This window comes from Paenibacillus sp. GM2FR (genome assembly GCF_002803325.1).
GTDB classification, from domain to species: Bacteria; Bacillota; Bacilli; order Paenibacillales; family Paenibacillaceae; genus Paenibacillus_AQ; species Paenibacillus_AQ lautus.
In genome coordinates, this window is the sequence record NZ_MKZM01000008.1 from 2,092,230 (window position 1) to 2,106,451 (window position 14,222).

Below are 14,222 nucleotides of genomic sequence, written 5' to 3' on the forward strand. Positions count from 1 at the left end.
GACTCTTTTCCATACGATTAATATTTGATGGTGGACTACACACCTATGCAAAAAAATTATGACTTCTATGTAAAATAATCTGCCCGTTCATCGCGCTCGTTTCTGGATTGTCGTAGATCTAAGGCGTAGAACATTTTATCGTATCGGGCATTGCCGACGGCTTTTTCAATATTGGCATGAGGACTGTGCTGCTTTTTGTACAAACGATAAATCTTCCATGTTTTCTACATCTAAGATACGAAACTAAACAGTGTCCGCCATATTATCAACTTCCTCTTACCCTGTAATTCTAACATAACGCAATATTTTCATTTCAGTCGGAATCGTAACGTAAAATTCTAAATTTCTCTTTATCGCCAGTTTTCACGCCATTCGCACACGCGAGCCCAATTGGGTGCAGCTCGCCTTTATCGACTCAGGCTTGCTTCGATGCGGCAAGGCAAATCCCTTTATAATATGTTGTTATGAGATGTTATAGCTTGATGAATTAGAGCCAGTGATAGTTAGTTTTAGAAAGGCAGCCGATCACTTTGTTCGGCTGCCTTTTTGTTTTTATGAACTATCGTTTCCCGTTAGTTTATATTCTTGTATTCGGGAGCTTACGGCTTACACAGTCTGCCTTTTATCGCTTCTTTCCTGCTTCATTTTTTCTTTCTGCCCGTCTTCTTGTATCTGACCGGTTTCTGCTCCCTACCTCATTACTAATGTACTTTACAGTTTGGTTCATTCTCATTTTATGCGAGCCTTTGACGAGAATCGTTGTGCTCGGTGTAGTCAATCTGTACAAAGCCGCGTGCAGCGCTCTCCTGTCGTTAAAATGTCTGGCCTGGACGGACGATAATCCTGAACTTACAGCTGCGTTTCGAGCATGTCGGGAGGCTCTGCCGTAGGTTAGAAGATGATGGACCTTATTCCTTGCCGCATAAGCTCCAACGATTTGGTGCCCCTTCTCGGAGTAACGTCCGAGTTCCAGCATATCTCCCAGAACGAAGATCCGTTTCCCCTTGCCGATCTGTGCCAGGACATCGACCGCCGCCTGCGCTGCTTGCGGATTGGCGCTGAAGGTGTCGTCGATCACTTTGACATCTTTTCTAAGCCGGTAGACGACTAGCCGCCGGTCCGGCTTTTGATAGTTCTCCAGCCCTTTTCTTATCGTGTCGACCGAAATGCCGAGCTGCCGTGCCACCCCAATGGCAAAAAGCGCATTGTAGATATTATGCTTGCCGAATGCAGGGATGTGGAAGCGGATCAGTTTTCGGTTAATTTCAACACTGAACGACATCCCGGTTTCCGTGAAGGCGATCCGACTCGCCCGGTACTCCGCTTTTTGATAAAGCGAAACCGTGAATACCTTTCCTCGAAAATCTTTGGTGGTCAAATACCTCGAATTTCGGTCATCCGCATTGAGAAACAGCATTCCGGATTGATTCATGCCTCTGATAAGCTCCGATTTTGCTTGGGCCACTCTTCTGATGCTCCCCCCGAAATTGCCGATATGCGCGGCTCCTACCATGGTGACGACACCGATGTTCGGTTTAATCAGCTGACAGCTTTTTCGGATATGGCCCGCCTTTGACATCCCGTACTCCAGGACGACTGCTCTATGCTTGGACGAAATTTCTTTACTTTGCTTATCAATGTAAGCGGGGAGATTCATATTATCTTTGGTTTTATAGACTTTCCATTTTCTTTCCAAAATCGATGCGATCATTTCCTTGGTCGTCGTTTTTCCGGCGCTACCCGTGACGGCAATCACCGGACGATATTTGGAGCCCAGAATATCATCCCCTTTGCAATCATTCGTACCAAAACATTGTATGTGGCATATGCGGAGCCGTATGGGCCTACTTCCTACCGATTCAGCCCATTTTATGGAAGAAGGATTATGATCGGATTCCGAATCTATGAACTTTTCATAACCTTATTTACCCCCCCGTATTTAAGGTTACTAGAGGGACTTTGGCTCCCGTTTGTCAAACTGGGGTTCGATATGCGAATTTTATTGTATTTGGCATCCGTGGAGATGATTAAGCAGCTTGTCGGATCGCTTCTGTCCAAATTGAGGGGACTTGGACCTTTAACTCATTCCAATACGATTATGAAATCATATACTGTTTTAACCGCTAGAAAGGAAGTGTTGGATGCATGCAGGAAATTGGCAGAGTTCATTTTCGGGTGGATCATAACGGGGTAGTTAAAGAATTGATATTGTTACAAAATAGAAATGGAAGTATAAACTATATTCCGCTTGAGAAAGAGAGGAACTATTTGAATGCAATAAAGAATCGGGACGTAACAAAAATTTTGACCATTGAACAGATTGGCGATAAATATTATACGAATTACAAAACGCTTCCGGGAAGGCACAGATATACTAAAAAAGATTTGAAGATGATAACCGCTTCGATGTTGAAGCGATTGGAGGGTACGGGCCGACAAAAGATCATCATTCTTTTTTAATGAATGGTTAAAAAAGAATAGTTCGACATGGGAGCCGAAGTATTCAGGGATTAGGATTGTACGATGTGGCCTTTGTATTCGTCTGGAAAACTTTTTTCCACGCGGCTATTCGAAATGAGTCTATAAATTGAAACAGCGACAGCTAAGGACGAGAAATAATGTCCTAGACTGTCGCTGTTTTATTGAACTAACGATCCCGTTAGGTTAAAGGACATCCCAGGTTCTCGAAATCCAAGACTCGGGTATACCATTCCTATACTCCTCTGCGTCTCCACCCAAAGACTTTGACGTGCACGATGGCTTTGGTTACCCAATGCGAGAGCACATACAACACGATGAACAGGATTAGCAAAGGCCTAAATATTAGCACGGCCACAGCCCAGGAAAGCAGAATCTGCCAATTCTTCATTTTTCTCAAAAATTTGCCTGGCCACAAAAATATTTTAAATAACATTTCGTTATGCTGAAGCGCCTCTAGAAATTCATCCTGGTACTGTTTGTCTTCTGGATCTAAGCGAACGGCATTCCGCATATACGTCTCTTTCAGCTTGTATTCCCCACGCTGGCCAGCCGCCAAGCCGAGAAATAAATATACTTCTGACGATTCCATATTGTTTTTGAGGGCGAGTCTTTCCAACCTAGCAGAATCCTCATAGTTTCTCAGCAACGCTTCCGTATAGCTTAACACAGCCAAATATAATGGTGATTCCGGACGCAGTTCAAGTGCATGCGAAAGTGCCGTCTTCGCTTGGTTTGGTTTGCCCTTCTTGTTCAACATATTTGCTTGTAGATAATAATAATAAGGCTCATAGGGATCGATTCGTAAGGCTTCCTGCAGAGCTTCTTCGAAAGCCCGATCCTTATCCGTAGCGTAGAAAACGCTGACCCGCACATACCAGGCCAGCTCCTGCTGCGGCTCCCGGCTAAGCGCCTGGTTCGACCAATGCAGTGCTTTGTCATATTCGTTCATAAATAGGTGAATCTTCGAGATTAGCGCAAAGACATCCGGGTCCTCCGGTTCCTGTCTTATTAGCTGCTCAGCTTCCTTTAATGCTTCTTTATACCGCCTCCATTCGATAAGCTGCTGCGCCTTAGCATAAGCGGCATAATTATGTATGTTCTCCACCTGCGCTATCCCCCCTTATACAATTATGACTTGACACCATGCTTCTTAATGTAATCCAACACGATTTGATAATCACGGTTTACATCACTGAATGTCGCATAATTCTTTGCTGTAGCAAACCAATCCAGCGTCGTTGCCTTGCGGCCTTTTGCCGATCTCTTTAAATCGTCCTGAGTAATAGGCTGGATCTCACCCTTCTCAAAGGTTCGCTCCATGGCTGATTCTACGGCATCCTTGACTAGCTGCTCTAAATCGGCTCCGGAATAAAGCTTCGTCTCTGCGGCAATCTTGGACAGGTTCAGCGAACCCAGCGGCTTGCCGGATAGCTTTAGTTCCAGAATGATTTGCCGCTCTGCCTCTTCAGGCGGCGGTACAAAAACAAGATGGTTAAAGCGCCCGGGACGTCTCAATGCGGAATCAAGGTACCAAGGCGTATTGGTTGCCCCGATGACAAACACGTTATCGTTCTCCGCCTGCAGACCGTCAAGCTCCAGCAATAATTGGTTAACAAGCATGCGGTCATGATGCTGGCGCATTTGATGACGGCTGCCTCCGAGGGCGTCGATTTCATCAATGAAAATAACGCACGGCTTGCTTTCCCGCGCTTTTTCGAATATATCGTGTAAGTTATGCTCGCTCTGGCCAGCATACATGGAAAGAATAGACTGAAGCTCGACATGAAGAAAATTAGCATCGATCTCGCCTGCCACCGCACGTGCCAAAAATGTTTTGCCGCATCCGGGAGGCCCAAACAAGAGCAAGCTCCCTCCAGCTTGTTTGCCGTATGCGGCAAATACTTCCGGCTGCTTCAGAGGCAGTATAAAATTCATTCTGATTTTTTTCTTAACCTCTTCCAGGCCTCCGACGTCGGCAAACGTCTCCTTTGGTTTCTCTGACTCGACAAGCGATTGATCCTCTTTGCTGAAATGAATGAGCTTTAAATTTTTGCGCCTATGCTCTGCTAGTTCATCATGGTCCGACATCCTGCTCTCTCCCCTGTCATATTTTCTCTTAAGAATATCATATTCCCATAAATTAGGGAGTAACTAAACAAAAAAAGACTACTCACAAGAGCAGCCTTTACAGTTAGCTGAACTACTTCCGATAATGATAAACATGAGATACTCATCTAAAAGATGGTTTTATTCTTTAAAATCGAATAATCCTCTGTAAATCAAGTTTGCAGAAACCGGCTTCTTTCCGATTTCTCGTGACCATATAGACAATTGACCGATATGGTGAATTTCGTGGGCGATCACGTGCCGCATCACTTCACCGAATCTAAAGCTTTCCTGCTCCCCGTCTTGGTTTGTATCAAACATGACATGGTCTTCCAAGCTACCATTCCAAGCGTAGACGAAAGGTGCAATTTCCGCACGGCTTCGGGCCGAATAATCTCGTAATCCTTGCACGCTGGCACAATCTTCGAACGAAGGGATATTCAGCTCTCTCCCTTGCAAATCCCCGCACAACCAGGCATATTCGACTGTCACGATGTGATATAGTGTGTAAAGAATGCTTCCTATGCCGCCGGTGCGCCTTTTCAACAGCTCTTCCTCGCTCACCGTTTCGCACCAGTCAAACCAGTCATTGCGAACTTGCCAGTTATACTCGAATAGTTTCAACATGTCGCCGCCTCCTGAAATAATCAACTTTGTTACTCCTACCATGATTCGCGATATAATCCTGTTATCCTCCGTTTATCGCATAAAGATCTGCAGTGTCCCAACCCAAAATGTTGCCGTAACAATCCCATTCACGTTCCCCACCCTCTGCCGGAAGCTGAAACCGTGTCACCTTTGTTAAGGGGGATTATTCCTGACTCCTCCACTCGTTAAAAAAATCACCTCAATTATAGGATTGAAACACTGACAGCATAATGTCAGTCTTTAAATGTCCCCGTTAGTTGAAGCTTCTTATGATACAATTACTGTTCAAGACCTTCAAAATTGCGTCGCCAATCAGAACGTCATAACTCTAAAAATAAGTTACAATGACATTTGGTTGTAAGTACCTGTGCCTAATCTATATTTCTAGGAGGAATTCATGAAACTCGCTGCCTTTTTTCCTTATCGAAATGATGCAAGAAAGATATTGATTCCTTATTTAAATCAATTGACTGAAGTACAGTGGTATGCATTGCATCCGGATTACCCGAATTCCATCGCTTGGATCATTGAGCACATCGCTCGCAGCGAAGACGAATGGATTAACGTGATCGTTCTTAAGGGAAAGCCACGACTTCAACGAGTCTTGGATCACCCTCAGCAAATTTTGCAGGCATATATCGACATTCGGGAGCATACAGACCTTAAACTCAACTCTATGGAATACGATGAACATGAGCCTGCAGTACAGCTACCTCGTTTTTCAGACGGTTGGGAACCGCCTTCACCGCCGACGCTGCGATGGATTTTCCATCATGTTTTTGATCATGAGTCGTATCATGTCGGTCAAATCGGCGTCATCGCACGTTTGAACGGATTCGCCGGCCCCCTCTTCTGAACGTATAAAAGATTTCGTTTTCTTAACGAGAAAGGTGGAGCCCCTGTGGACTCGTGGCGACTTATATATTCTTTCTCACGACATCATCAACTAAGAAATGTTATATATTTATTTTAATCCTCTTGTAAAATCCCTTATTTTTTCAGAGATTTCTTTTGGATGGGAACGATATAAATAATGTCCCGCGTCCAACAAGACCATTTCTCCATGTACAGACTCCTCTATTTGCTTCTCATGTTCGGGGATCCATCGGTCCGTCACAGGGTGATTCGCTTGGACAAAGAAAAGGACAGGTAAGTTGGTAGGAAAAGTAAGCTGCTCTGCTGCTTCAAAGTTGGAATACATGCTCACCGCCTCATTTAATTGAGTGTTGTTATACATGTTTTTGCGTATCAACATGTTCAATTGTTCTTTGGTTTGTTGATCATACGGCAGTCCTTCATAAGGGTCAGCGCTTAGTTTCAATTGTAAACGGGCGAAGCCCAAATTGCGGAACCATTTAACCGGGTCTGTGTCTGACGAATCAATCTTCTGTTCACTCAGCGTGGGAACACTGCTATCCAGCCCGATAAACGCTCTCACTTCGTTTGGATATTGGTTTACATACTCCAGACTATAGATCCCCGAAATAGAATGACCCATAAGAATATAACGATTGATATGGAGACTTTGTAACGCTTCATGAATTTCGCTTACGATATTTTCTGTACTGCGCTCCTTCTGGGTTTGATCGCTCAAACCGTAACCAAAAGGTTCAATCACGACGACTTTATAATAAGGGATTAACTCTGATAGAAGTGGCTTAAAATCAAGTGCAGGTGCTACTGTTCCATAACCAGGAAGAATCACTATGGTTTCTTCACCTTGACCTTGAATGAAAACATTCATCTGTTTTCCATCCACGGATACATGCTGACCGTATTGTTCCATTCTTTTTTGTTCTGTAAGACCGCTGATTTTATTTACGGTATAGACGATTGCGATAAAAAGTAGGATGGCTATAACTACTGCGACGATTACTTTAAGCAAAATATGTAGTACTCTCTTTGTTTTTGTACTATACCTTACTTCCTTTCCTGCTGCTTGTGTCAAACTCTTCAGCTCCTCTTGTTATTGTTATCTGTACAATGGCCTTGTGGTCCACTCATCCAAGTCTAGCCAACCAAGATGTCCTCTCAATGAATGCAATATGAACGGAGCATGAACAAAGTTACTCGGCAATCGGCAGAAGAAATTTGTACCGATAAAACAAAAAAGCCGCTAAAATAGCGACTTTAATGGGTTATTACCGATTGATATTATGCATAATTGCACTGTACAGAAAATCTGCGAAATCCTCATGGCTATATTGATTAAAATAGTTTCTGAAACGCGTATCGAATTTGTAGGTATTAGCCATGCAAGTCAGTAATTCTGCGTCGCAAGTCATGAATTGCATTAGATTTTTTTTCCACTCCTCGATTAATCGCTGAACTTCATCGGAAGAAGGATCCTGATCGACTAAAGACGCGATTTGTTTGAATATTCCTTCCATGGACCGAAAACGTTCCTCTTTTTCATCGAGTGATATCGTATCCAACGTTTCATTAAACTTTTGATACGCCTCTGTTTCACCATAAATGAATTTGGCTTCATTTGCATATTGTTCTTTCAATGGCAGAACGGAAGAATTGTTGAAGATTTGCAAATGACTAATATCATTACCCGAAACATATTCCTCGAGAGCGACCATGATGGTTTCTATTCTTTGTTTTCTTGATTGTAAGGTTTGTCTCTGATTCTTTACTATTTGTTTTTGTTCTTGTCGGGTCAGTTTTAAAATGTCCGCAATTTCTTTCAAGGAAAAATCCAGTTCCTTTAAGAATAAAATGGTCTGAAGTTTTTCCAAACTGCTTCGTTCATATAGGCGATACCCTTTTTCCGTCAGGTGTGTCGGTTTGAACAAATGAATACGGTCGTAATAATGCAGGGTGCGAGCGGTAATGCCGGTAATCTGAACGATATCTTTAACTGCTAATAATGGTTTCTTCATTCCAATACTCTTCTACTTCGTCTAGTATTTGAGCGGCAGGCGTTATCGTAGCCTCGAAAATCGTTTTCCCTGTTTTTCGTAAATAATATTGGATTAAATGATATCCGCAAGCGTATCCGGCACTATAAGGCATGTTGACGGGTTTTGAATTTTGAAGTTTTGCGATCTCGTCACCGTAAAGATACGGAGCAATTCGATCGAACCCTGTTAATTGCAGTTGCTCTCTAAGCACTGGCTTTATGCGCCTGTTAAGCGTTTCTGCGTTTGTTTTCGTTACCCAAGGACCGAGCAATTCTTCTCCAAACATGAACGTAGCATAGTTTTCGGCCAAGCCTTCACTTACAATGAGCTCGCCCAAGTTAACGGTGTGATCCCACTGAATAAATTGATATCGCACATTATGGTTGCATTCGTGCGCCAGGGCAGCCTTCATTCGAGGAATCGTGTACTCATTTGGCAAGATTGTACCCCAAATAAACCCGGGAATGCCCCCAAAACCGCTATATCCTTCGTTTATGGTTAAGGCACGGCTTTCCGGATTTCCTAGTTGAATGGTAAATAAATATTCGGAAACGGGGAGGTTAATTTCATGCTCTACAAATAGATGCAGGCTTTTCTTTACAGCATGCTCGCACGCTAACCAAAATGATTCGGACGATATCAGCTCGATCTCTGCCGAAATCTGAGAGGTAATTTGATCAGGAGATCGATGCATCATACTATTGAACGTCATAACGTCAAAACCGTTGGCCTCTTCGGCTTTAAAAGGGATCTGTTGAATTTGCCATTGTTTCTTAAAGGGAGCCATCATTTCGTTTCTGAACAATTCAAGCTTTTCCTCGGGCGAAGCTTGGGCCACTTTTTGATAAATATGATCTGATCGCAGTGATTTAATCTTCATTTCTCTCACTCCTAGTTATGGATTCATTGAAAAATTATGCACTATGACCTAACGTCATAGTCAAGAACTTTTATCCCGACTTTGGGTACATCTTCCGCTGATCGAAAGAAGACCTTAACACATCATCATCATATTTGAAAAAAAGAAACCGATGAAAGGTCGACTTTAGATATATTCATTTATTATCTCCTCAGCGCGTAACAAAAAAAATAAAACCTCCATGATCCAGAAGTTTTATTTTGTAGAATAATCCTTATTTAACTAAAATTCACGCAACATATACATCATCAATTTTATCTTTGCTAACATCGCTTACAATAAAACCATGATGGTCAAGACCATAACCCGATTTTAAAATCCTATTTCAATCGCCGCCTTATTTCTTACCCCAGCATTTTCCTAATTATATCACCAAAAAAACATCTGGCCTAAAAAGTGAGTTAAGACGCTCCCATCGGCTTTTTTTCAAAATGGCTTAACGACCATAAGCACCAATATGGCAATCATCAGCAGCTGCGCTGCCGTCTCGACGGGTATGATCTTTTTTATGAGCAGTCCGAACTCGGCGGGTATTTCATTACCCTGATCTTGACTTTCCGATATGATCTTTATGACCTTTTTCATACGCGGTTCGATCCATCCGTCGATGAGGACGATCATGAGGAGCGATAAAAGGATGGACACATTCAGCCACATTTGGGATAACCCCATCTTGGTTATGATCATAAGCCAAACCCCGGTTACAATAAGTACGGCTCCGCCAATTTTAGGCATGATGGCAAGCTTTGTCGTTATACCAAAAGTAAAGTGCAGCTGGCCGACGGTTCTAGCGAATCTACGAATGATGGGCATCACGAAAGCCGGGCCAATGATGGCAATCGAAGCCAATATATGCAAAACGAGCAGTAATCCAAACAAACCTATGCTCCCCCTTCTTCTAAGTGCACCGTAATATTGTTTTGATAGGCTAGACCGACCCTTTTTCTTTTAAACGCTCCCCCGAGCTCAATATGGTCCAGCATACATCTTGCGACATCGTCATAAGTAACATTCAGCTCTTGAAATCGGTTGAACAAGTGACCGGCGATATCTGCCTCGGAATATTCCTTGATCGCCTCCGGAATCGGAACAGGCAAGGTTTCCGTTGTTACATGCAGATGAACCGGCTCTGAATGCTCACTCGAATCCATCATGGTCCCCGGACACATAACGGACCAATCGAGCCCAGTCTGTTGCAGCCTTTCGTAATTCCGATTGTGATTTTTATACTCAGGCGGGAAGCCGGGTAAATGGTTGCCGATAAGATCGGTATATGGAATATCCAGCAGTCCCGCTCCTCCCATCATCCATACCCGCCCAGAGAAACTAGGCTCTAATTCACATTGGCTTATAATGGTATCGACGATACGAACAAACTCTTCTCCCTGGCCCGCATGGCCGGCTGCAATAATAGCGGCGTTTTGATGCGCGAGCGCCTCACCGATGCTGACCGGGTCCATCATATCGTCCACGATCACCTTCACATGCTTTGCGGAATGCTTACCTAGCTGATCATAAAGCTTCTCAGCATTTCGAACATAGGCGGTCATTTCATGCCCCATTTTTATCCCTTGTACCAGCACTCTTTTCCCTGTATTCCCCGTCGCTCCGAAAACAATAATTTTCATTGTTCTTTCCTCCTCATTCATGGCCCCTAATATTTGGTTAACTCAAGCTTAGCATCGCTTCAAAATGATGTTAAGAACCCACTTTAAAGTAGGGTGCTTACTTAAAAGTAAGCATGACGGAAAAGGATGCCCTAAGAATACGCAAGAGCTCGGGAGGTCGGGACGTCGGGAATATTCTAAAGACAGATTGGCGACAATCCCACACTATAAGAAGTTTTATGATCTCAAACCCGATAATTAATTCAGATCAGAAGTGCGACTGCAGGCAAACAAAAGCTGCCCGGAATCCCGTGGCAGCTTTTGTTTTGAGTTGATTGAATTCGTGTACAAGTTCATTGAACCAGCTTTATGACGCTGACTCTTGATATTTCCGCTTATTATGATTTTCTCCCCAAGCACACATGACTTCTGCTACAGGAATCAATGTTCTGCCGTATTCACTAAGAGAATATTCTACTTTTGGAGGGACAGTCGGGTAGACCGTTCGATCGACTATGCCTTCTTGTTCCAAATCTCGGAGATGTTGTGAAAGCATTTTTTGTGAAACATCAGGTATAAGCTTTTCCAGATCGTTGAATCGCTTTTTGGATTCAATCAGATGCCATAAAATCATCGGCTTCCATTTGCCACCTAAAACATGAATGAGTGTCTCAACTGGACATTCACGCTGATGAATCATTGATAAATCATCCCCTTACTTTTAAGTAAGTGCATTACCTAAAATTAACATAACGGTAGCTTTACAATCAAGTCAATATTGAAAGTAAAAAGCTACAAGACATTCACGAATGCAGTACTCACCTCCGCCCTACTATCCGTGGAGAATGAGATCAAGTTCTTGACTATATCATACACAGGTAAAGAGAAATGGTTTGGTGGGCTTTTAAATTTCTACCTCTAGTCCTGTTCTTTTTTCTCCTGTACGACTGGCATCATCATACCGTCATCCATTCCCATCAACGTCACGCTGGATGATTCGGGAATCTCATCATGCTGCGTAATATCCACCGGGGTATCGAATATCGGTTCCGCATAAGCAAGATGCGTCCGGCCTCGCGCCAAAATCTGGCGGTAGTTCCCGCTTTCGCCCTCATAACCGTCATGGTCCCACGGAACGAACGACCGCGCGTTACAATAATGGCACACATAGGAGCGGCGATAACGGTCCTTCGTTCGGTTCCGATATGAACGGTGGAACAAATGGGAATCAAAGAATAGCACATCCCCAGGCTTCATTCGCACAGGAATCGGAGCCGGATATTTTGACACCACTTTGGATAGCGTGTTGACCTCATCGTCCAGATGACTGACATTCTCAACGGAGTGGAGATCGGTAAAGGCTTCTTTAGCATGAATACTGCCGCTGTTATCCCCTGGGGGTGGGTAGATCGGCTCGTGATTGGAACCAGGGACGACCCACAAACACCCATTCTCTTCATCGGCATCCTCCAGGGCAATCCATGCCCCGATTAGCGTGTCGGGATGGGTCTTGATGTAATAAGCATCCTGATGCCAACCTTGCCCGCCCTTTCCCGGCGGATTAAAGAACATCATCGATTGCAAAGCATATACGTCGGGCCCAATAAGTGCCTCAAGCACATCCAGAATCCGGGGATGAAGCATCAGCTGCTCCCCTTCCGGATGGACGCGGGAGATCATATGAACCCTCGTCTTCTCGGCAAACTCCGATTTGAGAGGGTCCTTATCTTCCTTAGATGCCTGTTCACGTTTCCCCTCATTTTCAATACGCAGTCTCTCTGCCCACGCTGCGTATTGTTCTATTTCTTTCGAATCCAACAGTCCTTCAACAATGAGGAAACCATCTCGGTGATAGTGCTTGTATTGCTCTACCGTTACATAAAAACGGCCTTCTCTTAGTTTGGCCTTAGGTACATAAGTCTGCCCCATATTGATCCCTCCACATCCATTGATTACCTTCAGTTTGAAGGATTCCGAAAGCGTTCTCAATGGAGAGGACACGGAAAACAGTGGACGGATTTGATATCCGTTATCATGTCCGCTCCTGATTCAGAGCGACAAAATGCCGGTTCAGGGGATAAGCGGACTCCTCCTCTTCGATCATGGCCAAATGACGAAATAACGGATCCGCATAGCGATCGCGGAATTCAAGTGCAGTAACACCCCGGGTACGTTTGAACATGCGGGAGAAGTAGTGCTCATCGGCAAATCCGACATCGTAAGCGATTTGCTTGATCGTTCGCTCCGCTTGGATTAATAGCTGTTCCGCTCTCCGTAGACGGCGTTCCAGCAGCGCCTTCTGGGGAGGGATTCCAATCCAGCGGACAAACATCCGGGTAAAGTGCTCATGAGTCCAGCCGGAACTGGCAGCAATTTCTTCAATGGTAATCTGGCGGTGAAGATGTTGTTCCAAATAATCCAATGCCTTGATAATCGGGGCAGGCAGGGTCGAGGAAGAGCGCGAATCGTCTTCATCGATCGCCCGCCATTCCTCTAGGACGCTCAGTAGCAAGATAGCTCCTCTTCTCTGCCAGCCGCCGGGCTTTACATGCACGATCTTGAGCATTTGTTTCAACAGTGAGGGAACAAGACTTCCCCCGGCAATCACCGACCAGTCCTGACATTCCCCTCGGCTATTGCCCTGTTCGTGGAAGGTTTCCCGGAATGCAGCGTATTCGAAGTGGACATATAAATGCCTGGTGGGAACGAACGGATCAAACCGGTACCTATGCGGCTCCCCGGGACAAGTGAATATTATGCCGGGGCGATCCAGCAGAAACTCGCCCCGGTCGTTTTCATAAACGGTCCTGGACCCCGTCGGAAAGAATACCAATTCGAAATCATCGATCGTTCGCATCCCCAGAACGGATCCCTTGTTGACGGTGATATCCCCCATGACATGAAGTGCGGGTAGCGTAAGCGACAACGGATAACCCTCCATTCCTTTCATACACCGTAATGTTAGTTATTTTCATAGTTTCCTGCATAAAGACGGCGCTGCTCTTTGTTGCTCGGTTCTTGTCTAGACATTAGCACAAATGGCCAACAACCAACTAATGAATTTTCGTAGAAAGCCATTAGATTTATCTTTTTCCCCTTCCCTTCCGTTTCTCTTCTAGACATCTAATGTCATACGCACCCTGTTTATACCATGCAAAATGAGTTGAACATACTTGATCTAATTATGCGGCTTCGTTCTCCCATTCAGCTATGAAATCTTCAACCATACAGAACATCGTCATATCCCCTTATTTTTGTTCCATTAAAAAATCATTAACCGCCTGATAATAACCGTTTAAATCGTCGGAGTGGACGCCGTGGCCGCATTCTTCGAACACGATCAGCTTGGTGTTAGGCCTTTTAGCTTCCATCCGTCTCGCTTGTTCGGTACCAAGAATGAAACTCTTCCCGCCGTGAGCATGTCGCATAGGCTTGATCAAAGACATGTCTCCGAAAAAGTGGTCGTCGTTTATGGGGGGAATGAACTTATTGTGCGGCGGCAAGTCACAATAAGGAGAAATATAGGGTCTAATCCGTAATCGCACCATCTTC

Annotated in this window: 15 protein-coding genes; 2 read left to right on the forward strand and 13 right to left on the reverse strand. The window is 44.3% G+C overall.

The features are described from left to right. Positions 1–622 precede the first annotated feature (622 nt). Positions 623–1,756, reverse strand: a complete 1,134-nt coding sequence (locus PAEVO_RS09475; protein ID WP_243390700.1) for a UDP-N-acetylmuramoyl-tripeptide--D-alanyl-D-alanine ligase — start codon at positions 1,754–1,756, stop codon at positions 623–625. Positions 1,757–2,145: 389 nt separating this feature from the next. On the opposite strand from PAEVO_RS09475, the gene PAEVO_RS09480 reads away from it, so the two are divergent. Next, positions 2,146–2,460, forward strand: a complete 315-nt coding sequence (locus tag PAEVO_RS09480) for a hypothetical protein (protein ID WP_100537317.1) — start codon at positions 2,146–2,148, stop codon at positions 2,458–2,460. Between the two features lie 253 nt (positions 2,461–2,713). Here the strand turns inward: PAEVO_RS09480 and PAEVO_RS09485 are convergent, their stop codons facing one another. From PAEVO_RS09485 to PAEVO_RS09495, 3 genes are all read right to left on the reverse strand, one after another. Continuing rightward, complete coding sequence (locus tag PAEVO_RS09485; protein WP_100537318.1) at positions 2,714–3,586, reverse strand: tetratricopeptide repeat protein; 873 nt, start codon at positions 3,584–3,586, stop codon at positions 2,714–2,716. Between the two features lie 23 nt (positions 3,587–3,609). Beyond that, positions 3,610–4,569 (reverse strand): ATP-binding protein, encoded by a 960-nt coding sequence (locus PAEVO_RS09490; RefSeq protein ID WP_100537319.1) that lies wholly within the window; start codon positions 4,567–4,569, stop codon positions 3,610–3,612. 159 nt (positions 4,570–4,728) lie between these two features. Further along, a complete protein-coding gene (locus PAEVO_RS09495) occupies positions 4,729–5,214 on the reverse strand; it encodes a DinB family protein (protein WP_100537320.1) in 486 nt (161 codons plus the stop codon). 418 nt (positions 5,215–5,632) lie between these two features. Between PAEVO_RS09495 and PAEVO_RS09500 the strand changes: the two genes are divergently transcribed. Then, entirely contained in the window at positions 5,633–6,091 is a 459-nt protein-coding gene (locus PAEVO_RS09500) for a DinB family protein (protein ID WP_100537321.1), read from the forward strand. 108 nt (positions 6,092–6,199) lie between these two features. Here the strand turns inward: PAEVO_RS09500 and PAEVO_RS09505 are convergent, their stop codons facing one another. The 9 genes from PAEVO_RS09505 to PAEVO_RS09550 form a co-directional block, all read right to left on the reverse strand. Next, the gene (locus PAEVO_RS09505; RefSeq protein ID WP_100537322.1) at positions 6,200–7,183 is read right to left on the reverse strand and encodes an alpha/beta fold hydrolase; all 984 of its coding nucleotides are present in this window, start codon (positions 7,181–7,183) and stop codon (positions 6,200–6,202) included. Positions 7,184–7,376: 193 nt separating this feature from the next. Beyond that, the gene (locus PAEVO_RS09510; protein ID WP_100537323.1) at positions 7,377–8,123 is read right to left on the reverse strand and encodes a MerR family transcriptional regulator; all 747 of its coding nucleotides are present in this window, start codon (positions 8,121–8,123) and stop codon (positions 7,377–7,379) included. After that, entirely contained in the window at positions 8,098–9,024 is a 927-nt protein-coding gene (locus PAEVO_RS09515; protein ID WP_100537324.1) for a DUF2268 domain-containing putative Zn-dependent protease, read from the reverse strand. Before PAEVO_RS09515 ends, PAEVO_RS09510 begins: the two co-directional genes overlap by 26 nt. A 465-nt stretch (positions 9,025–9,489) precedes the next feature. Next, positions 9,490–9,948 (reverse strand): DUF2269 family protein, encoded by a 459-nt coding sequence (locus PAEVO_RS09525; RefSeq protein WP_100537325.1) that lies wholly within the window; start codon positions 9,946–9,948, stop codon positions 9,490–9,492. Then, complete coding sequence (locus PAEVO_RS09530) at positions 9,945–10,691, reverse strand: NAD(P)-dependent oxidoreductase (protein ID WP_100537326.1); 747 nt, start codon at positions 10,689–10,691, stop codon at positions 9,945–9,947. Before PAEVO_RS09530 ends, PAEVO_RS09525 begins: the two co-directional genes overlap by 4 nt. 346 nt (positions 10,692–11,037) lie before the next feature. Beyond that, a complete protein-coding gene (locus PAEVO_RS09535; RefSeq protein ID WP_100537327.1) occupies positions 11,038–11,370 on the reverse strand; it encodes a winged helix-turn-helix transcriptional regulator in 333 nt (110 codons plus the stop codon). 218 nt (positions 11,371–11,588) lie between these two features. Beyond that, the gene (locus PAEVO_RS09540) at positions 11,589–12,599 is read right to left on the reverse strand and encodes a phytanoyl-CoA dioxygenase family protein (protein WP_100537328.1); all 1,011 of its coding nucleotides are present in this window, start codon (positions 12,597–12,599) and stop codon (positions 11,589–11,591) included. Positions 12,600–12,702: 103 nt separating this feature from the next. After that, complete coding sequence (locus tag PAEVO_RS09545; RefSeq protein WP_243390701.1) at positions 12,703–13,620, reverse strand: helix-turn-helix domain-containing protein; 918 nt, start codon at positions 13,618–13,620, stop codon at positions 12,703–12,705. A gap of 298 nt (positions 13,621–13,918) precedes the next feature. Beyond that, the gene (locus PAEVO_RS09550) at positions 13,919–14,110 is read right to left on the reverse strand and encodes an alpha/beta fold hydrolase (RefSeq protein WP_100537330.1); all 192 of its coding nucleotides are present in this window, start codon (positions 14,108–14,110) and stop codon (positions 13,919–13,921) included. Positions 14,111–14,222 lie beyond the last annotated feature (112 nt).